This is a genomic window from Streptomyces coelicoflavus (assembly GCF_045041415.1).
GTDB lineage: Bacteria > Actinomycetota > Actinomycetes > Streptomycetales > Streptomycetaceae > Streptomyces > Streptomyces coelicoflavus.
The window spans coordinates 3477717-3496124 of record NZ_CP108218.1; the positions used below are offsets into that span (position 1 = coordinate 3477717).

The window sequence follows — 18408 nt, forward strand, 5'->3', positions numbered from 1 at the left end:
GCAGCCCCTCACAGCTTCATCAGGCTGGCGTCGTCGACCGAGGCCGAGTGGCGGGAACGGAACAGGGACACGATGATCGCGAGCCCGACCACGACCTCCGCGGCGGCGACGACCATCGTGAAGAAGGCGATGATCTGGCCGTCGAGGTTGCCGTGCATGCGGGAGAAGGCGACGAACGCGAGGTTGCAGGCGTTGAGCATCAGCTCGATGCACATGAAGACCACGATCGCGTTGCGCCGGATCAGTACGCCGGTGGCGCCGATCGTGAACAACAGGGCCGCGAGATAGAGGTAGTTGACGGGGTTCACTTCGACGCCTCCTCGGACCGCTCGGTGTCGGAACGCCGGTCGGCCCGTCCGGAGCCCGCCGGGCCGACCGCCCTGCGCTCCAGCCGCTCCTCGGCCCGCTGCTCCAGCGCCTTCAGGTCGTTCAGCGCCTCCATCGACACGTCGCGGATCTGGCCCCGCTCGCGCAGCGTCTTGCTGACGGTCAGCTCGGACGGGGTGCCGTCGGGCAGCAGACCCGCGATGTCGACCGCGTTGTGCCGGGCGTACACACCCGGCGCCGGCAGCGGCGGCAGGTTCTTGCCGTCGCGGACGCGCTGCTCGGACAGCTCGCGCTGGGTCCGGGCCCGTTCGGTGCGCTCGCGGTGGGTGAGCACCATGGCACCGACGGCTGCCGTGATGAGCAGCGCGCCGGTGATCTCGAAGGCGAAGACGTACTTGGTGAAGATGAGGGACGCGATGCCCTCCACGTTGCCGTTCGCGTTCGCCTGGGCGAGGCCGGTGAACTCCGAGACGGAGGCGTTGCCGATGCCGGCGATCAGCAGGATGCCGAAGCCGAGCCCGGACAGCAGGGCCAGCCAGCGCTGGCCCTTGATGGTCTCCTTCAGGGAGTCCGCCGCGGTGACGCCGACGAGCATCACCACGAACAGGAACAGCATCATGATGGCGCCGGTGTAGACGACGATCTGCACGATGCCGAGGAAGTAGGCCCCGTTGGCGAGGTAGAACACCGCCAGGACGATCATGGTTCCGGCGAGGCACAGCGCGCTGTGCACGGCCTTCTTCATGAAGACGGTGCACAGGGCGCCGATCACCGCGACCGTGCCGAGGATCCAGAACTGGACGGCCTCCCCGGTGGAGGTCCCGGCGGAGAGGGTCGCCGCGGCGGCGAGCTGCGCGCTCATCGGCGAATCACCTCCTCCGACGCCGGCTCGGTCGCGCCGAAGGTCGAGTCGCCCTCCTGGACGACCTCCCCCTTGGAGTGGGCGACCTGCTGGACCGTGCCGGGCGCGGCCTCGGTGACCAGGCCCCGGTAGTAGTCCTGCTCGTCGGTGCCCGGGTAGATGGCGTGGGGCGAGTCGACCATGCCCTCCTCCAGGCCGGCGAGCAGCTGGTCCTTGGTGAAGATGAGGTTGGCGCGGCTGGAGTCGGCCAGCTCGAACTCGTTGGTCATCGTCAACGCACGCGTGGGGCACGCCTCGATGCACAGGCCGCACAGGATGCAGCGGGCGTAGTTGATCTGGTAGACGCGGCCGTACCGCTCGCCCGGCGAGTAGCGCTCCTCGTCGGTGTTGTCCGCGCCCTCGACGTAGATGGCGTCGGCGGGGCAGGCCCAGGCGCACAGCTCGCAGCCGACGCACTTCTCCAGGCCGTCCGGATGGCGGTTGAGCTGGTGCCGTCCGTGGAACCGCGGAGCGGTGGTCTTCTTCTGCTCCGGGTACTGCTCGGTCAGCCGCTTCTTGAACATGGCCTTGAAGGTCACGCCGAAGCCGGCCACGGGGTTCATGAAACCGGGGTCGGTTCCCTTGTGCTCCCCGTGTTCCGTGTGTGCCCCGTGTTCCGCGTTTTCGCTGTGTCCCTTGTCTTCCTCAGCCATCGGACGCCTCCTTTCCATCCGTAGATCCGTCCACAGATCCGTCACTGTGAGTATCGGGCCCACCACTGACAATCAGCTCCCGCTCCCGGCGGGGACGGCGCCTGGGCACCGGTGGCACCGCCTGCCCGGGCAGCGGGGGCACGGGGAATCCGCCGGCCATCGGGTCGAACGCGGCCCCGGTGTCGGCGGGCTGGTCGGCGGTCCGGTCGGCGGCCTTCGCACCCTTGTCGCGGTACATGTCCACGAGGAAGGACAACAGCAGCAGGACCAGGACCCCGCCGCCGATGTAGAGGGCGATGTCGCTGAAGCCGTAGTTCTCGTTCCGGAGTGCCCGCACGGTCGCGACCAGCATCAGCCAGACCAGGGAGACCGGGATGAGGACCTTCCAGCCGAGCTTCATCAACTGGTCGTAGCGGACCCGGGGAAGGGTGCCGCGCAGCCAGATGAAGAAGAACAGCAGCAGCTGGACCTTGACCACGAACCAGAGCAGCGGCCACCAGCCGTGGTTGGCGCCCTCCCAGAAGGTGCTGATCGGCCAGGGGGCCCGCCAGCCGCCGAGGAACAACGTGGTGGCGACCGCCGAGACCGTCACCATGTTCACGTACTCGGCGAGCATGAACATCGCGAACTTGATCGACGAGTACTCGGTGTTGAAGCCGCCCACCAGGTCGCCCTCGGACTCGGGCATGTCGAAGGGTGCGCGGTTGGTCTCGCCGACCATCGTGACGATGTAGAGGATGAAGGAGACCGGCAGCAGCACGATGTACCAGCGGTCGTTCTGCTGGGCGACGATCTCCGAGGTGGACATCGACCCGGAGTAGAGGAAGACCGAGGCGAACGCGGCGCCCATCGCGATCTCGTAGGAGATCATCTGGGCGCAGGACCGCAGGCCGCCGAGGAGCGGGTACGTCGATCCGGAGCTCCAGCCGGCGAGCACGATGCCGTAGATGCCGACCGAGGCGACCGCCAGGATGAACAGCATGGCGATCGGCAGGTCGGTGAGCTGCATGGCGGTGCGGTGGCCGAAGATCGAGATCTCGTTGCCGGCCGGCCCGAAGGGAATCACCGCGATCGCCATGAAGGCCGGGATGGCCGCCACGATCGGCGCGAGGACGTAGACCGCCTTGTCGGCGCGCTTGACGATGACGTCTTCCTTGAGCATCAGCTTGATGCCGTCGGCGAGCGACTGGAGCATGCCCCAGGGGCCGTGCCGGTTCGGACCGATGCGCAGCTGCATCCAGGCGACGACCTTGCGCTCCCACACGATGGAGAACAGCACGGTCACCATCAGGAAGGCGAAGCAGAACACCGCCTTGACGACCACCAGCCACCAGGGGTCGGTGCCGAACATCGACAGGTCTTCAGCGGCGAGGTACGGGCTCATGCCTCCACCTCCTTGGGGGCGGCGCCCTCGGGCGTCGCCGGACCGATGCGGACGAGGGTTCCGGGCAGGACCCCGGCGTCGGAGGCGACGCCGGTGCCGGCCGAGTTCAGCGGAAGCCAGACCACCCGGTCGGGCATCTCGGTGACCTCCAGCGGGAATGCGGCGGCCCCGGCGGGACCGGTCACGGCGAGGACGTCGCCGTCCTCGACTCCCGCCTCGGCGGCCGTGGCGGCCGACACGCGCGCACGTGCGGCGTGCCGGGTGCCGGCCAGCGCCTCGTCGCCCTGCTGGAGCAGCCCCTGGTCGAGCAGCAGCCGGTGCCCTGCCAGTACGGCCTCTCCGGCGGCCGGCCGCGGCAGCGCGCTCGCGGTCTGGAGGGGCTCGCCGGCGCGCGGCCCGTCCCAGGAGCCGAGCCGGTCGATCTCCGCGCGCGTGGTGCGCAGGTCGGGCAGGCCGAGGTGGACGTCCATGGCGTCGGCCAGCATCTGGAGGACGCGGGCGTCGGCGGGTGCGAGGCGCCGGGTCATCTGGTCCGGCTTGAGCGCGGCCTCGAAGAAGCGCACCCTGCCTTCCCAGTTGAGGAAGGTGCCGGGCTTCTCGGCGACCGCGGCGACGGGCAGGACGACGTCGGCGCGTTCGGTGACCTCGCTGGGCCGCAGCTCAAGCGACACCACGAACCCGGCCTCGTCGAGTGCCGCACGCGCGCGCGTGGGGTCGGGCAGGTCGGCGACCTCCACGCCCGCCACGAGCAGCGCCTGGAGTTCGCCCCGGGCCGCGGCCTCGACGATCTCGCCGGTGTCGCGGCCGTAGCGGTGCGGAAGGTCGGCCAGGCCCCACAGGGCGGCGACCTCCTCACGCGCGCGGGGGTCGGTCGCGGGGCGTCCGCCGGGCAGCAGCGACGGCAGCGCACCCGCCTCGATCGCGCCGCGCTCCCCGGCCCGGCGCGGGATCCACACCAGCCGGGCGCCGGTCGCCGCCGAGGTCCGTACGGCGGAGGTGAGGCCGCCGGCCACGGACGCCAGCCGTTCGCCGACGACGATCACGGCACCCTCGGCGCGCAGGGCCTCGGCCGCCTGGCCACCGCCCTCCTCCAGGCCGACGCCGCTCGCGAGGGCGTCCAGCCACTCGGTCTCGGTGCCCGGAGCGGCGGGGAGCAAGGTGCCGCCCGCCTTCTCCAGGCCCCGTGTGGCGTGCGTGGCCAGCGAGAAGACCTTCTGGCCGTGCTTGCGCCAGGCCTTGCGCAGCCGGAGGAAGACGCCGGGCGCCTCCTCCTCGGCCTCGAAGCCGACCAGCAGGACGGCGGGCGCCTTCTCCAGCGACGTGTACGTGACGCCGGTGCCGTCCAGGTCACGGCCGTGTCCGGCGATCCGGGCGGCCAGGAAGTCGGCCTCCTCGGCGCTGTGCACGCGCGCGCGGAAGTCGATGTCGTTGGTGTCGAGCGCCACGCGCGCGAACTTGCTGTACGCGTAGGCGTCCTCGACGGTGAGCCGTCCGCCGGTCAGGACACCGGTGCGGCCCTTGGAGGCGAGCAGCCCCTGCGCGGCGATCTGGAGCGCCTCCGGCCAGGAGGCCGGCTCCAGCTCGCCCTCGGCGTTGCGCACCAGGGGCGTGGTGAGCCGGTCCCGCTGCTGCGCGTACCGGAACCCGAAGCGCCCCTTGTCGCAGATCCACTCCTCGTTGACCTCGGGCTCGTTGGCCGCGAGCCGCCGCATGACCTTGCCGCGCCGGTGGTCGGTGCGGGTCCCGCAGCCGCCGGAGCAGTGCTCGCACACGGACGGCGAGGAGATCAGGTCGAAGGGGCGGGAGCGGAACCGGTAGGCCGCCGAGGTGAGCGCGCCGACCGGGCAGATCTGGATGGTGTTGCCGGAGAAGTACGACTCGAAGGGGTCGCCCTCACCGGTGCCGACCTGCTGGAGCGCGCCCCGCTCGATCAGCTCGATCATCGGGTCGCCCGCGACCTGGTTGGAGAACCGGGTGCAGCGGGCGCACAGCACGCAGCGCTCGCGGTCGAGCAGGACCTGCGTGGAGATCGGCACGGGCTTCTCGTAGGTCCGCTTCTTGCCGTCGAAGCGGGAGTCGGCCTGGCCGTGCGACATGGCCTGGTTCTGCAGAGGGCACTCGCCGCCCTTGTCGCAGACCGGGCAGTCCAGCGGGTGGTTGATGAGCAGCAGCTCCATCACGCCGTGCTGGGCCTTCTCGGCGACGGGCGAGGTGAGCTGGGTCTTCACCACCATGCCGTCGGTGCAGGTGATGGTGCAGGACGCCATGGGCTTGCGCTGGCCCTCGACCTCGACGATGCACTGGCGGCAAGCGCCGGCCGGGTCGAGGAGGGGGTGGTCGCAGAACCGGGGGATCTCGATGCCGAGCTGTTCGGCGGCCCGGATGACCAGGGTGCCCTTGGGCACGCTGACCTCGGCGCCGTCGATCGTCAGGGTGACGAGATCTTCCGGCGGGACCGCCGCTGCTCCCCCTCCCGAGGGAGTGTTGGTGGTCACGGTCATGCCTTCACCTCCGTGCGGTCGGCCCAGGCCGTCGACTTGGCCGGGTCGAAGGGGCAGCCGCGGCCCGTGATGTGCTCCTCGTACTCCTCGCGGAAGTACTTGAGCGAGGAGAAGATCGGCGAGGCGGCACCGTCGCCGAGGGCGCAGAAGGACTTGCCGTTGATGTTGTCGGCGATGTCGTTCAGCTTGTCGAGGTCGGACATCTGTCCCTTGCCGGCCTCGATGTCGCGCAGCAACTGGACGAGCCAGTACGTGCCTTCGCGGCAGGGTGTGCACTTGCCGCAGGACTCGTGGGCGTAGAACTCGGTCCAGCGGGTGACGGCGCGCACGACGCAGGTCGTCTCGTCGAAGCACTGGAGCGCCTTGGTGCCGAGCATGGAACCGGCGGCGCCCACTCCTTCGTAGTCGAGGGGGACGTCGAGGTGCTCGTCGGTGAACATCGGCGTCGAGGAGCCGCCGGGCGTCCAGAACTTGAGCCGGTGGCCGGGGCGCATGCCGCCGCTCATGTCGAGGAGCTGGCGCAGCGTGATGCCGAGCGGGGCCTCGTACTGGCCGGGGCCGGCGACGTGGCCGCTGAGCGAGTAGAGCGTGAAGCCCGGGGACTTCTCGCTGCCCATCGACCTGAACCAGTCCTTGCCCTTGTTCAGGATCGCGGGAACTGAAGCGATCGATTCGACGTTATTCACCACAGTCGGGCACGCATAGAGGCCCGCGACGGCAGGGAAGGGGGGACGGAGCCGCGGTTGACCCCGGCGGCCTTCGAGCGAGTCGAGCAGTGCGGTCTCCTCACCGCAGATGTACGCGCCCGCGCCCGCGTGCACGGTGAGGGTCAGGTCGAGTCCGCTGCCCAGGATGTTCTCGCCGAGGAAGCCGGCCGCGTAGGCCTCGCGCACGGCCTCGTGCAACCGCCGCAGCACTGGGACGACTTCACCACGCAGGTAGATGAAGGCATGCGAAGACCTGATGGCGTAACACGCGATGACGATGCCCTCGATGAGGCTGTGCGGGTTCGCGAAGAGGAGCGGGATGTCCTTGCAGGTCCCCGGCTCCGACTCGTCGGCGTTGACAACCAGATAGTGAGGCTTGCCATCCCCCTGGGGAATGAACTGCCACTTCATCCCCGTCGGGAACCCGGCACCGCCGCGTCCACGCAGACCGGACTCCTTGACGTACGCGATCAGGTCGTCCGGCGCCATCGCCAGCGCCTTGCGGAGCCCCTCGTATCCTTCGTGCCTCCGGTAGACGTCGAGAGTCCAGGACTCGTCCTCGTCCCAGAAGGCCGACAGCACGGGTGCGAGCAGCTTCTCCGGGCTGCTGCCCTTGATCTCGGCGGCCACGGTCATCACTCCCCCTCCTCGGCGGTGGGCCCTGCCGGGTTGGAAGGGTCGGATGCCGATGTGTCCTGCGGCGCGTCGTGCGAGCTGAGGTGTTCCGTCGGGGACGGGTCGTGCACGGCCCGGTCCTGCGACGCGTCGTGCGGTCCGCCGTCCCGCGGGTGCACCACGCGCGCGGCGGACGCCTCGCCCTTGGCCAGCTTGAGGCCGGCCAGGGAGGCGGGACCCGCGCTGCCGCCGGCCGCGACGGCGCCGTCCCGCTCGTCGGGGAAGCCCGCCAGGATCCGGGCGGTCTCCTTGAAGGTGCACAGCGGCGCACCGCGCGTGGGCGTCACCGGCCGTCCCGCGCGCAGGTCGTCGACGAGGGCCTTGACGCTCGCCGGGGTCTGGTTGTCGAAGAACTCCCAGTTGACCATCACGACCGGCGCGAAGTCGCAGGCCGCGTTGCACTCGATGTGCTCCAGGGTGACCTTGCCGTCCTCGGTCGTCTCGCCGTTGCCGACGCCCAGGTGCTCCTGGAGGGACTCGAAGATGGCGTCGCCGCCCATCACCGCGCACAGCGTGTTGGTGCACACGCCGACCTGGTAGTCGCCGCTCGGCCCGCGCCGGTACATGGTGTAGAAGGTGGCGACCGCGGTGACCTCGGCGGTGGTGAGGTCCAGCATGTCCGCGCAGAACCGCATCCCGGTGCGCGTGACGTGTCCCTCCTCCGCCTGCACGAGGTGCAGCAGCGGCAGGAGGGCGGACCGGGAGTCCGGGTAGCGGGCGATGACCTCGCGCGCGTCGGTCTCCAGCCGGGCCCGGACGTCGTCCGGGTAGGCGGGCGCGGGCAGTTCCGGCATGCCCAGGCTGACGCCCCGCTCCGAAGAAGAGGTGGTCACCGGTCGACGCCTCCCATCACGGGGTCGATGGACGCCACCGCGACGATGACGTCGGCGACCTGGCCGCCCTCGCACATCGCCGCCATGGCTTGCAGGTTGGTGAAGGACGGGTCGCGGAAGTGGACCCGGAAGGGGCGGGTGCCGCCGTCGGAGACGACGTGCACCCCGAGTTCGCCCTTGGGCGACTCGACCGCCGTGTACGCCTGTCCGGGCGGCACCCGGAAGCCCTCGGTGACCAGCTTGAAGTGGTGGATCAGGGCCTCCATGGAGGTGCCCATGATCTTCTTGATGTGGTCGAGGGAGTTCCCGAGGCCGTCCGGTCCCAGGGCGAGCTGGGCGGGCCAGGCGATCTTCTTGTCGGCGACCATGACCGGGCCGGGCTCCAGCCGGTCCAGGCACTGCTCGACGATGCGCAGCGACTGGCGCATCTCCTCCAGCCGGATCAGGAAGCGGCCGTAGGAGTCGCAGGTCTCGGCGGTCGGGACGTCGAAGTCGTAGGTCTCGTATCCGCAGTAGGGCTGGGTCTTGCGCAGGTCGTGCGGGAGACCGGTGGACCTGAGGACCGGGCCGGTGGCGCCGAGTGCCATGCAGCCGGCCAGGTCGAGGTAGCCGACGTCCTGCATGCGGGCCTTGAAGATGGGGTTCCCGGTGAAGAGCTTGTCGTACTCCGGGAGGTTCTTCTTCATCTTCTTCACGAGCTCGCGCATCTGGTCGACCGCGCCGGGCGGCAGGTCCTGGGCGAGTCCGCCCGGGCGCACGAACGCGTGGTTCATCCGCAGGCCGGTGATCAGCTCGAAGACGTCGAGAATGAGTTCACGATCGCGGAATCCGTAGATCATGACCGTGGTGGCGCCCAGCTCCATGCCGCCGGTGGCGACGCACACCAGGTGCGAGGAGAGCCGGTTCAGTTCCATGAGCAGCACCCGGATGACCGAGGCGCGGTCCGGGATCTGGTCCTCGATGCCGAGGAGCTTCTCGACGCCCAGGCAGTACGCCGTCTCGTTGAAGAACGGCGTCAGGTAGTCCATGCGCGTCACGAACGTGGTGCCCTGCGTCCAGGTCCGGTACTCGAGGTTCTTCTCGATGCCGGTGTGCAGGTAGCCGATGCCGCAGCGGGCCTCGGTGACCGTCTCGCCGTCGATCTCCAGGATGAGGCGGAGCACGCCGTGGGTGGACGGGTGCTGCGGGCCCATGTTGACGACGATGCGCTCGTCGTCGGCGCGGGCCGCGGACTGGACGACCTCGTCCCAGTCGCCGCCGGTGACCGTGTAGACGGTGCCCTCGGTGGTCTCGCGAGGGGATGCGTGCGAAGTGCTCACGAGTACGACCTCCGCTGGTCCGGAGCCGGGATCTGGGCGCCCTTGTACTCGACGGGGATGCCGCCGAGGGGGTAGTCCTTGCGCTGCGGAAAGCCCTGCCAGTCGTCCGGCATCATGATCCGCGTCAGGGCCGGGTGACCGTCGAAGACGATGCCGAAGAAGTCGTACGTCTCGCGCTCGTGCCAGTCGTTCGTCGGGTAGACGGGGACCAGTGACGGGATGTGCGGGTCGTCGTCGGGCGCGCTGACTTCCAGGCGGATCAGCCGGTTGTGGGTGATCGAGCGCAGGTGGTAGACGGCGTGCAGCTCGCGGCCCTTGTCGTGCGGGTAGTGGACGCCGCTCACGCCGGTGCACAGTTCGAAGCGCAGGGCCGGGTCGTCGCGCAGGGTGCTGGCGACGCGGACCAGGTGCTCGCGCTCGACGTGGAAGGTCAGCTCGTCGCGGTCGACGACCGTCTTCTCGATGGCGTTGTCGGGCAGGAGCCCCTGCTCCTCCAGCGCGCCCTCGAGTTCGTCGGCGACCTCGTCGAACCAGCCGCCGTAGGGGCGGGTCGCCGGCCCGGGGAGCCGGACGGAGCGGACCAGACCGCCGTAGCCGGAGGTGTCGCCGCCGTTGTTGGCGCCGAACATGCCGCGCTGGACGCGGATCTCCTCGCCGCCCTGGCCCCGCTGGCCGGGGAGGTTCTGCGTGGACAGGTCCTTCTCGGGATTGACGTCGCCCGAGTCACCCGCGGTGTTGTTCGCGTCGCTCACCGCAGCAGCCCCTTCATCTCGATCGTGGGCAGGGCCTTGAGCGCCGCCTCCTCCGCCTCGCGGGCCGCTTCCTCCGCGTTCACACCGAGCTTGGAGCTCTGGATCTTCTGGTGGAGCTTGAGGATGGCGTCCAACAGCATCTCGGGCCGCGGCGGGCAGCCGGGGAGGTAGATGTCGACCGGGACGACGTGGTCGACGCCCTGGACGATGGCGTAGTTGTTGAACATGCCGCCCGAGGAGGCGCAGACCCCCATGGAGATGACCCACTTCGGGTTCGGCATCTGGTCGTAGACCTGCCGCAGCACCGGCGCCATCTTCTGGCTGACCCGGCCGGCGACGATCATCAGGTCGGCCTGGCGCGGCGATCCGCGGAAGACCTCCATGCCGAAGCGCGCCATGTCGTAGCGGCCGGCGCCGGTGGTCATCATCTCGATGGCACAGCAGGCGAGGCCGAACGTGGCCGGGAAGACGGACGACTTGCGCACCCAGCCCGCGGCCTGCTCGACGGTGGTCAGCAGGAAGCCGCTCGGCAGTTTTTCTTCGAGTCCCATGTCAAAGGCCCCTCAGTCCCATTCCAGGCCGCCGCGCCGCCATACGTACGCGTACGCGACGAAGACGGTGAGCACGAAGAGCAGCATCTCCACGAGCCCGAAAATCCCCAGGGCGTCGAAGGTGACGGCCCAGGGGTAGAGGAAGACGATCTCGATATCGAAGATGATGAAGAGCATCGCCGTCAGGTAGTACTTGATGGGGAAGCGCCCGCCGCCGGCCGGCGTGGGGGTCGGCTCGATGCCGCACTCGTAGGCCTCGAGCTTCGCCCGGTTGTACCGCTTCGGACCGATCAGCGTGGCCATCACCACGGAGAAGATCGCAAAGCCTGCCCCGAGGGCTCCCAGTACGAGGATGGGCGCATACGCGTTCACCGCTCCTCGCTCCTCTCAGTCGGCACTGACTGCTGGCGGTTGCACTGGACTCACAGCCGCCCCAACAGCCCCACGAACCCCGCCCGTCCCGACGAAGATCGCGAACATGTGAAGCAGGTCACAAGCCCAACTGCCTCGCATCCTATGCCCGACCCTCTGTGATCTGCGACACGGGGTATTGCACAAGCTTTGTGATCTCCACCACCTGACGAACGATCATGAAGTCGGATGAGCGGTGATCTTCACACAAGAAGCGTTCACCTGATCACCAGAGGTGACAATTTCCCTCGTCGCCGCTGGCCAGAGGGGTCGAGCAAGGGGCGTCTCAATATCAAGATGCTTCCCTTGCATGCAAATTGGCGCTGGACGTGAGCCCTTGATAGAGGAGGCGTTCACACGTGAGAGGGAGTGCCGGGGGCGCTGTGGACACGTGCACGCGTTCACGAGCGCGCCCGGGCGACGCGGCCGACACCACGCAGGCGACGGACGCGCGCGCCGAGGTAACCGTTCCGTGACCTGTGCCACATTCATGAGAGGCGTCTGAGAACCGGGCTTGGCCAAGTGTCCCAACCAGTGGTAAGCGCGGGGCAATTCGGGCGTAACGATCAAAGGCCGTGATCACAGGCCGGTTACGGCCCGTCCACTATGTCCGTTACGGCGTCAATAAAGAGCGACACGCCCGGGATTCGGCGGCCCGATTGAACAACTGTGGCGCAGCACACGTTTCTTGTAGGTATGGAGGAGCTACTGATACCGGTTGTCCCTATGTCCCACACCGCTCACATACGCAGCCACCGGAAGCCCCGCCGCAGCGCGTCGACGATCGCGATGCGGACCGGAGTTGCCGGTGGCGTCCTCAGCACCCTGGCAGTGGCCGGTGCGTCGGGGGCGGCCCACGCGGCCGAACCGGTGACGCAGACCCTCGAACTGCCCACCCTGACGGCCGACCTGGCCGCTCAGGTCGCCCAGTCCGCGGACGTCACGCAGCAGGCTGCCGCGAGCTACCAGCTGCAGGCCGAGCGTGACGCGGCGGCCGCCAAGGCCGCCAAGCAGGCCAAGGCCGACCTCGCCGACGCCAAGAAGAAGGCCGCGGAGGCGAAGAAGAAGGCCGAGGAGGCCGCGCGCAAGGAGGCCGCCGAGCGCGCCTCGCGCACCGCCGAGCGCACCACCCTGAGCGCCTCCGCGGACACCGGCTCCTCCACCGGCACGAGCAGCGGCAGCAGCACCAGCACGTCCACGGCCACCGGTTCGGCCGCCGCCGTCGTCTCCTTCGTGCAGGCCCAGGTCGGCAAGGCGTACGTCTCCGGCGCCACCGGCCCGTCCGCCTACGACTGCTCCGGCCTCGTACAGGCCGCCTTCAAGCAGGTAGGCATCAGCCTGCCCCGCGTCTCCCAGGCCCAGTCGACGGCCGGCACCCAGGTCGGGCTGGACAACCTCCAGCCGGGCGACATCCTGTACTGGGGCGGTGCCGGCAGCGCGTACCACGTGGGCGTCTACGTCGGCGGCGGCATGTTCGTCGGCGCGCAGAACTCCTCCACCGGCGTGGTCGAGAAGCCGCTGTCGTACGACCCGCCGAGCGGCGCGGTGCGCGTGCTGTAAGCCGCGGAACCACCCGTTCACACGCGAAAGGGCCGCAGCCGCTCGGGGGCTGCGGCCCTTGGCGGGCTCCTGGCATGCTCGGGCGCGGGCCGGTTCCCTCCGGCCCGTCCACGAGCCGAAGGAGCCACCGTCATGCCCAGTGTGTTCGTACAGGGACGGCCCGCCGCCTCCTGCCCCCCGTTCGCGCCAGAGGCCCGGCGCGGATCGGTGCGGCGCGTCACCGAGGTCGGCGAGGAGGTGCTGCACCGGCCGTGCCGGGACGTCACCGAGTTCGGACCCGACCTCACGGCGCTCATCGACGACATGTTCCGCACCATGTACGTGGCGGAGGGAGCCGGCCTGGCGGCCAATCAGGTCGGGGTCGGTCTGCGCCTGTTCGTCTACGACTGCCCGGACGACGACGGTGTCCGACATGTCGGGCACATCGTCAACCCGGTGCTGGAACCCCTCGCCCCGGCCGCACGGCGGCTGCTGGACGAGGGCGAGGGCTGCCTGTCGGTGCCGGGCGCCGTCATGGCCGTACCGCGGCCCGACCGGGCCGTCGTGCGGGGCCTGGACAAGGACGGCGCACCGCTCGTCATCGAGGGCACCGGCTACTTCGCGCGCTGCCTCGCCCACGAGACCGACCACGTGAACGGGCACGTCTACCTGGACCGGCTCTCCGGCCGGGAGCGGAAGGCGGCGCTGCGGCAGTCGGCGGACCGGCGCGAGGAGGTCTTCGCACGCCGGTCCGCCAACGCGGCGGCCTTCACCGCCTGAGCCTGAGCAACCCTGTGGCCCGGCCTCCGGTCGGGCCCGGGTCTCAGGCCTTCGGCGCGACCTTGCTCAGTCCGTTGATGATGCGGTCCATCGCGTCGCCGCCCGTCGGGTCCGTCAGGTTGGCGAGCATCTTGAGCGTGAACTTCATCAGGATCGGGTGGGTGAGGCCGCGCTGGGTCGCGATCTGCATGACCTTCGGGTTGCCGATGAGCTTCACGAAGGCGCGGCCCAGGTTGTAGTAGCCGCCGTAGGTGTCCTTCAGGACGCGCGGGTAGCGCTGCAGGGCGATCTCGCGCTGGGCCGGCGTGGCCCGCGCGTGGGCCTGGACGACGACGTCGGCGGCGATCTGGCCGGACTCCATGGCGTAGGCGATGCCCTCGCCGTTGAAGGGGTTCACCAGGCCGCCGGCGTCGCCGACGAGGAGCAGGCCCTTGGTGTAGTGGGGCTGGCGGTTGAAGGCCATGGGCAGCGCGGCGCCGCGGATCGGGCCGGTCATGTTGTCCGGGGTGTAGCCCCAGTCCTCCGGCATGGACGCGCACCAGGCCTTGAGGATCTCGCGCCAGTCGAGCTCCTTGAAGGCGGCGGAGGTGTTCAGGACGCCCAGGCCGACGTTGGAGGTGCCGTCGCCCATGCCGAAGACCCAGCCGTAGCCGGGCAGCAGGCGGTCCTGCGGGCCGCGCCGGTCCCAGAGTTCCAGCCAGGACTCCAGGTAGTCGTCGTCGTGGCGGGGCGAGGTGAAGTACGTGCGGACCGCGACGCCCATGGGCCGGTCCTCCCGGCGGTGCAGGCCCATCGCCAGGGACAGCCGGGTGGAGTTGCCGTCGGCGGCCACGACCAGCGGCGCGTGGAAGGTGACCTCGCGCTTGTCCTCGCCCAGCTTGGCCTTCACCCCGGTGATGCGGCCGGTGCGGTCGTCCACGACCGGGGCGCCCACGTTGCAGCGCTCGTACAGCCGGGCGCCGGCCTTCTGGGCCTGCCGGGCGAGCTGCTCGTCGAAGTCGTCGCGCTTGCGGACGAGTCCGTAGTCGGGGAAGGAGGCGAGATCCGGCCAGTCCAGCTGGAGGCGCGAACCGCCGCCGATGATGCGCAGGCCCTTGTTGCGCAGCCAGCCGGCCTCCTCGGAGATGTCGATGCCCATGGCGACGAGTTGCTTGACCGCGCGCGGGGTGAGGCCGTCGCCGCAGACCTTCTCCCTGGGAAACGCGGTCTTCTCCAGGAGCAGGACGTCCAGTCCCGACCTGGCCAGGTGGTACGCGGTGGTGGAGCCGGCCGGCCCCGCGCCCACGACGATCACGTCGGCGGTGTTCTCGGAGAGCGGCTCAGTCTCGACGGTCACGGCGGGATCTCCCCAAGTTCGGAATCTGCGTGCCGACCGGCACTGGTCATGGGCAGTCTATTCAGCGTCACCGATCACCCGGCTGAAGGGCTGCCCAGTGAAGCGACCTCTCCCCGCCGTACGGTTGCGCGTCCCCACCGACGAGGACGCCGTCGCCTGGCACCGGATCTTCGACGATCCGGACGTCATGGAGTTCCACGGCGGGCGGTCCGCGGAACTGTCCGTCTACGAGGAACTGACCGCCCGCCAGCGCCGGCACGACGCCGAGCACGGCTTCTGTCTGTGGACCGTGGTGGACGGTTCCGGGCAGGTCATAGGGTTCACCGGGGCCCAGCCGTGGCCCGGGGAGTGGGGTCCCAAGGGCGAGATCGAGATCGGCTGGCGGCTCGGGCGGGGGCACTGGGGGAAGGGCTACGTCACCGCGGCGGCCCGGGAGACCCTCCAACGGGTGCGGGCGGCCGGCGTGGCCGAGGTGGTCGCGATGGTCAACGCCCGTAACGCCCGGTCCATCGCCGTCACGGAACGCCTGGGCATGCGGCTCGCCGAGGTCTTCACGATCCCCTCCTCCGAGCAGCGGGGGCACTGCTACCGCCTCGCCCTGCCCCTCCGGGAGGACTCGCATGACACACGGTAACCAACTTTCACAGTCAGCCACTTGACGCTTCCGGGCGGTGCCCTGCGGCGCTACTCTGCCGGGTACCGCTGGGGGTGACGCCCGTGCGCCTGGTATCCGGGAAAGCCGATGTTCGCGTACCGCGCCTGGTCGGCCTCATGGCCGTGGACGCGTACGAGACCGCCCGCGTACAGGGCCTGTCCCTGCACGCGTCGGACCGGCCCGATCTCCGGGCCGCCGTCGTCGACCACGTCGTACGCCAGTACCCGCGGCCCGGCGCACGGGTGCCGCCGGAGTCGACGGTGTACGTGTGGTTCGACTTCGGGGAGGGCGAGGGCGGCGGGGGCATCCGCGAGCCGCGGGTGCCGTGCCCGCCGCTGGGCGGGCTCCGCCGGGAACTGCCGGAGCCGGGCACGCCAGAACCGGGCACGCCGGAGCCGGGCGGGCCAGAGCCGGGCATGCCGGGGCCGGGCGCACCACCGCCCCGCCGTGCCGTCCTCAGCCCGCCTTGAACCCGCGGTGCAGCGTCACCACGCCGCCCGTCAGGTTGCGCCACGCCACCCTGGACCAGCCGGCCCTGCCCAGCCGCCCGGCGAGCGCCGCCTGGTCGGGCCAGGCGCGGATGGACTCGGCGAGGTAGACGTAGGCCTCGGGGTTGGACGACACCGCGCGGGCGACCGGCGGCAGGGCGCGCATCAGGTACTCGGTGTAGACGGTGCGGAACGGCGCCCAGGTCGGGTGCGAGAACTCGCAGATGACGACCCGGCCGCCGGGCCGCGTCACCCGGTACATCTCGCGCAGCGCGGCGTCGGTGTCCTGCACGTTGCGCAGCCCGAAGGAGATGGTGACGGCGTCGAAGACGTCGTCCTTGAACGGCAGCCGGGTCGCGTCGCCCGCGGTGAACGGCAGCCAGGAGTGCCGTTCCTTGCCGACCTGGAGCATCCCCTGGGAGAAGTCGCAGGGGACGACGTAGGCGCCGGTGCGGGCGAAGGGCAGCGAGGAGGTCGCCGTGCCCGCCGCGAGGTCCAGGACCTTCTGGGCGGGGCGGGCGTCGACGGCCTGGGCGACCGCCTTGCGCCACGCCCGGTCCTGGCCGAGCGAGAGCACGGCGTTCGTCAGGTCGTACCGTTCCGCGACGTGGTCGAACATCGAGGCGACTTCGTGCGGCTGCTTGTTCAGGGAAGCGCGGGTCACGGGCCCATTGTTGCAGCACGTGTCCCGCCCGGCGCGGACGGGCTCACGGCGCCCCCCGGTCCCGGGGCCGAGGCCGCCGAGGCGCTCGGCTCAGCGCCCCCGGTACACCAGACGGCCGCCCACGACGGTGGCCACGCAGGTGCCCGCGCCCTCCCGCACGAGCGCGGCCCGGTCGGGTACGTCGAACACCGCGAACCGGGCGGGCCCGCCGGGAGCGAGCCCGGGAAGCAGCACCAGCGGCACCGGCGAGAAGGACGCGGGCCCGGGCAGGCCGGCCGGACGCGCCGCCACGGCGAGCCCCGCTCCGCGCACCGCGTCCAGGGCCGCGCGGCCCCGCAGCTCTCCGGCGACGGCGACCGTGCCGTGCGCCAGCATGCGTTGGACCCCCCGGCGCGCGCTGGCGCCCCGTGCGGAGGCGTTCGCGGCGAGGAGTGCCTGCCCGCGCTCCCCGAAGATCGGCTCGGTGCCCAGCCGGTCCGCTTCGCGCGGGTCGGGGTGGTATGCCTGCTCCAGCAGTTCCGGGCCGTACGGGTTCAGCAGACCGGGCGTCAGGATGCCGGGCCACCGGCGCACCCGGGCCCGCGGGTGGCCGGCGGCCAGTGCCTCGTACGGGCCGACGGCGGCGAGCCGCGCGCCGTCGACCACGACGGCCGCCTCGGGCGCTGCCTCGCAGACGTGGATCGTGAGCACGGCGGCCTCAGTTGGACGCGAGCAGCTTCAGCTCGGGGTGGGCCGTACCGCCCTCGATGGCCGTGGACGAGATGTGGGAGACGACCCGCTCGTCGACGGGGTCGTTCGCCGGGTCGTCGTGCACGACGAGGTGCTCGTACGTGGTGGCCCGCTGGGCGGGCACCCGCCCCGCCTTGCGGATGAGGTCGATGATCTCCATCCGGTTGGAGCGGTGCTTGGCGCCGGCGGAGGAGACGACGTTCTCCTCCAGCATGATCGAGCCGAGGTCGTCCGCGCCGTAGTGCAGGGAGAGCTGGCCGACCTCCTTGCCGGTGGTCAGCCAGGAGCCCTGGATGTGGGCGACGTTGTCGAGGAACACGCGGGCGATGGCGATCATCCGCAGGTACTCGAAGAGCGTGGCCTGGGTGCGGCCCTTCAGGTGGTTGTTCTCGGGCTGGTAGGTGTACGGGATGAAGGCGCGGAAGCCGCCCGTGCGGTCCTGCACGTCCCGGATCATGCGCAGGTGCTCGATGCGCTCGGCGTTGGTCTCGCCGGTGCCCATCAGCATGGTGGACGTCGACTCGACGCCCAGCCCGTGCGCGATCTCCATGATCTCCAGCCAGCGCTCGCCGGACTCCTTGAGCGGCGCGATGGCCTTGCGCGGCCGCTCGGGCAGCAGCTCCGCCCCGGCCCCGGCGAAGGAGTCGAGCCCGGCGGCGTGGATCCGGGTGATGGCCTCCTCGACCGACACCTTCGAGATCCGCGCCATGTGCTCGACCTCGCTCGCCCCCAGGCTGTGGATGACGAGTTCGGGGAACTCCTTCTTGATGGCGGCGAAGTGCTTCTCGTAGTACTCGACGCCGTAGTCCGGGTGGTGGCCGCCCTGGAACATGATCTGCGTGCCGCCCAGCTCGATCGTCTCCGCGCAACGGCGCAGGATGTCGTCGAGGTCGCGGGTCCAGCCCTTGGCGGTGTCCTTGGGCGCGGCGTAGAAGGCGCAGAACCTGCACGCCGTGACGCACACGTTCGTGTAGTTGATGTTCCGCTCGATGATGTACGTCGCGATGTGCTCCGTACCGGCGTACTTGCGCCTGCGTACGGCGTCGGCGGCGGCGCCCAGCGCGTGCAGCGGGGCGTCCCGGTAGAGGTCGAGCGCCTCTTCGGGGGTGATCCGCCCACCGGCGGCGGCGCGGTCGAGGATGGGCTGAAGGTCGGCCTTCTCGGTCACCGGCGTCCCTTTCGCAAGGTTCGTAAGGGTTGTGG

Annotated in this window: 19 protein-coding genes; 4 read left to right on the forward strand and 15 right to left on the reverse strand. The window is 70.3% G+C overall.

What is annotated here, in order from left to right; all coding sequences use genetic code 11:
- Window positions 1–8: 8 nt before the first annotated feature.
- From nuoK to OHA99_RS15390, 11 genes are read right to left on the reverse strand one after another with little or no spacing between them, the layout of a single operon-like run.
- A complete protein-coding gene (gene nuoK / locus OHA99_RS15340) occupies window positions 9–308 on the reverse strand; it encodes an NADH-quinone oxidoreductase subunit NuoK (protein ID WP_003974374.1) in 300 nt (99 codons plus the stop codon).
- Window positions 305–1189, reverse strand: coding sequence for an NADH-quinone oxidoreductase subunit J (locus OHA99_RS15345; RefSeq protein WP_153178461.1), 885 nt, complete (start codon window positions 1187–1189; stop codon window positions 305–307). The genes nuoK and OHA99_RS15345 overlap by 4 nt, the downstream gene beginning before the upstream one ends.
- Window positions 1186–1881 (reverse strand): NADH-quinone oxidoreductase subunit NuoI, encoded by a 696-nt coding sequence (gene nuoI, locus OHA99_RS15350; RefSeq protein ID WP_153178462.1) that lies wholly within the window; start codon window positions 1879–1881, stop codon window positions 1186–1188. Before nuoI ends, OHA99_RS15345 begins: the two co-directional genes overlap by 4 nt.
- Window positions 1874–3265 (reverse strand): NADH-quinone oxidoreductase subunit NuoH, encoded by a 1392-nt coding sequence (gene nuoH, locus OHA99_RS15355; protein WP_153178463.1) that lies wholly within the window; start codon window positions 3263–3265, stop codon window positions 1874–1876. The genes nuoI and nuoH overlap by 8 nt, the downstream gene beginning before the upstream one ends.
- Entirely contained in the window at window positions 3262–5766 is a 2505-nt protein-coding gene (locus tag OHA99_RS15360; protein WP_405696187.1) for an NADH-quinone oxidoreductase subunit G, read from the reverse strand. The genes nuoH and OHA99_RS15360 overlap by 4 nt, the downstream gene beginning before the upstream one ends.
- Window positions 5763–7112, reverse strand: coding sequence for an NADH-quinone oxidoreductase subunit NuoF (gene nuoF, locus OHA99_RS15365; protein WP_194279960.1), 1350 nt, complete (start codon window positions 7110–7112; stop codon window positions 5763–5765). The genes OHA99_RS15360 and nuoF overlap by 4 nt, the downstream gene beginning before the upstream one ends.
- Window positions 7109–7981, reverse strand: coding sequence for an NADH-quinone oxidoreductase subunit NuoE (gene nuoE / locus OHA99_RS15370; RefSeq protein WP_164383631.1), 873 nt, complete (start codon window positions 7979–7981; stop codon window positions 7109–7111). Before nuoE ends, nuoF begins: the two co-directional genes overlap by 4 nt.
- A complete protein-coding gene (locus OHA99_RS15375; RefSeq protein WP_164383632.1) occupies window positions 7978–9300 on the reverse strand; it encodes an NADH-quinone oxidoreductase subunit D in 1323 nt (440 codons plus the stop codon). The genes nuoE and OHA99_RS15375 overlap by 4 nt, the downstream gene beginning before the upstream one ends.
- Complete coding sequence (locus tag OHA99_RS15380; RefSeq protein WP_153178467.1) at window positions 9297–10052, reverse strand: NADH-quinone oxidoreductase subunit C; 756 nt, start codon at window positions 10050–10052, stop codon at window positions 9297–9299. The genes OHA99_RS15375 and OHA99_RS15380 overlap by 4 nt, the downstream gene beginning before the upstream one ends.
- Window positions 10049–10603: an NADH-quinone oxidoreductase subunit B family protein gene (locus OHA99_RS15385; protein WP_007387566.1), complete on the reverse strand. Its 555-nt coding sequence runs from the start codon at window positions 10601–10603 to the stop codon at window positions 10049–10051. The genes OHA99_RS15380 and OHA99_RS15385 overlap by 4 nt, the downstream gene beginning before the upstream one ends.
- A gap of 12 nt (window positions 10604–10615) precedes the next feature.
- Window positions 10616–10975 carry an NADH-quinone oxidoreductase subunit A gene (locus OHA99_RS15390; protein ID WP_003974383.1) on the reverse strand — a complete coding sequence of 120 codons (360 nt, stop codon included), beginning with the start codon at window positions 10973–10975 and terminating at the stop codon, window positions 10616–10618.
- Between the two features lie 765 nt (window positions 10976–11740).
- Between OHA99_RS15390 and OHA99_RS15395 the strand changes: the two genes are divergently transcribed.
- A complete protein-coding gene (locus OHA99_RS15395) occupies window positions 11741–12574 on the forward strand; it encodes a C40 family peptidase (protein ID WP_007387575.1) in 834 nt (277 codons plus the stop codon).
- 132 nt (window positions 12575–12706) lie between these two features.
- A complete protein-coding gene (def, locus tag OHA99_RS15400) occupies window positions 12707–13333 on the forward strand; it encodes a peptide deformylase (RefSeq protein ID WP_366473098.1) in 627 nt (208 codons plus the stop codon).
- A 43-nt stretch (window positions 13334–13376) separates the two neighbouring features.
- Here the strand turns inward: def and OHA99_RS15405 are convergent, their stop codons facing one another.
- The gene (locus OHA99_RS15405; protein ID WP_153178469.1) at window positions 13377–14669 is read right to left on the reverse strand and encodes a geranylgeranyl reductase family protein; all 1293 of its coding nucleotides are present in this window, start codon (window positions 14667–14669) and stop codon (window positions 13377–13379) included.
- Between the two features lie 97 nt (window positions 14670–14766).
- Here OHA99_RS15405 and OHA99_RS15410 point away from each other — a divergent pair, with 97 nt between their 5' ends.
- The gene (locus OHA99_RS15410) at window positions 14767–15303 is read left to right on the forward strand and encodes a GNAT family N-acetyltransferase (protein WP_405696192.1); all 537 of its coding nucleotides are present in this window, start codon (window positions 14767–14769) and stop codon (window positions 15301–15303) included.
- Window positions 15304–15440: 137 nt separating this feature from the next.
- Window positions 15441–15794 (forward strand): PASTA domain protein, encoded by a 354-nt coding sequence (locus OHA99_RS15415; RefSeq protein ID WP_405698956.1) that lies wholly within the window; start codon window positions 15441–15443, stop codon window positions 15792–15794.
- Here the strand turns inward: OHA99_RS15415 and OHA99_RS15420 are convergent.
- The 3 genes from OHA99_RS15420 to mqnC form a co-directional block, all read right to left on the reverse strand.
- The gene (locus tag OHA99_RS15420; RefSeq protein WP_405696195.1) at window positions 15781–16476 is read right to left on the reverse strand and encodes a demethylmenaquinone methyltransferase; all 696 of its coding nucleotides are present in this window, start codon (window positions 16474–16476) and stop codon (window positions 15781–15783) included. The two genes, OHA99_RS15415 and OHA99_RS15420, sit on opposite strands and share 14 nt — an antisense overlap.
- 90 nt (window positions 16477–16566) lie before the next feature.
- Entirely contained in the window at window positions 16567–17166 is a 600-nt protein-coding gene (locus tag OHA99_RS15425) for a hypothetical protein (protein ID WP_366473095.1), read from the reverse strand.
- A gap of 7 nt (window positions 17167–17173) precedes the next feature.
- On the reverse strand, window positions 17174–18373 hold the full coding sequence (gene mqnC, locus OHA99_RS15430) for a cyclic dehypoxanthinyl futalosine synthase (RefSeq protein WP_054099434.1): 1200 nt from the start codon (window positions 18371–18373) through the stop codon (window positions 17174–17176).
- Window positions 18374–18408: the final 35 nt, after the last annotated feature.

Bases quoted from the DNA above. Each gene is read 5' to 3' on its own strand.
- OHA99_RS15345 (WP_153178461.1), bottom strand. From the start codon at position 1,189: ATGAGCGCGCAGCTCGCCGCCGCGGCGACCCTCTCCGCCGGGACCTCC.
- nuoI (WP_153178462.1), bottom strand. From the start codon at position 1,881: ATGGCTGAGGAAGACAAGGGACACAGCGAAAACGCGGAACACGGGGCA.
- nuoH (WP_153178463.1), bottom strand. From the start codon at position 3,265: ATGAGCCCGTACCTCGCCGCTGAAGACCTGTCGATGTTCGGCACCGAC.
- OHA99_RS15360 (WP_405696187.1), bottom strand. From the start codon at position 5,766: ATGACCGTGACCACCAACACTCCCTCGGGAGGGGGAGCAGCGGCGGTC.
- OHA99_RS15385 (WP_007387566.1), bottom strand. From the start codon at position 10,603: ATGGGACTCGAAGAAAAACTGCCGAGCGGCTTCCTGCTGACCACCGTC.
- OHA99_RS15395 (WP_007387575.1), top strand. From the start codon at position 11,741: ATGTCCCACACCGCTCACATACGCAGCCACCGGAAGCCCCGCCGCAGC.
- def (WP_366473098.1), top strand. From the start codon at position 12,707: ATGCCCAGTGTGTTCGTACAGGGACGGCCCGCCGCCTCCTGCCCCCCG.
- OHA99_RS15415 (WP_405698956.1), top strand. From the start codon at position 15,441: ATGGCCGTGGACGCGTACGAGACCGCCCGCGTACAGGGCCTGTCCCTG.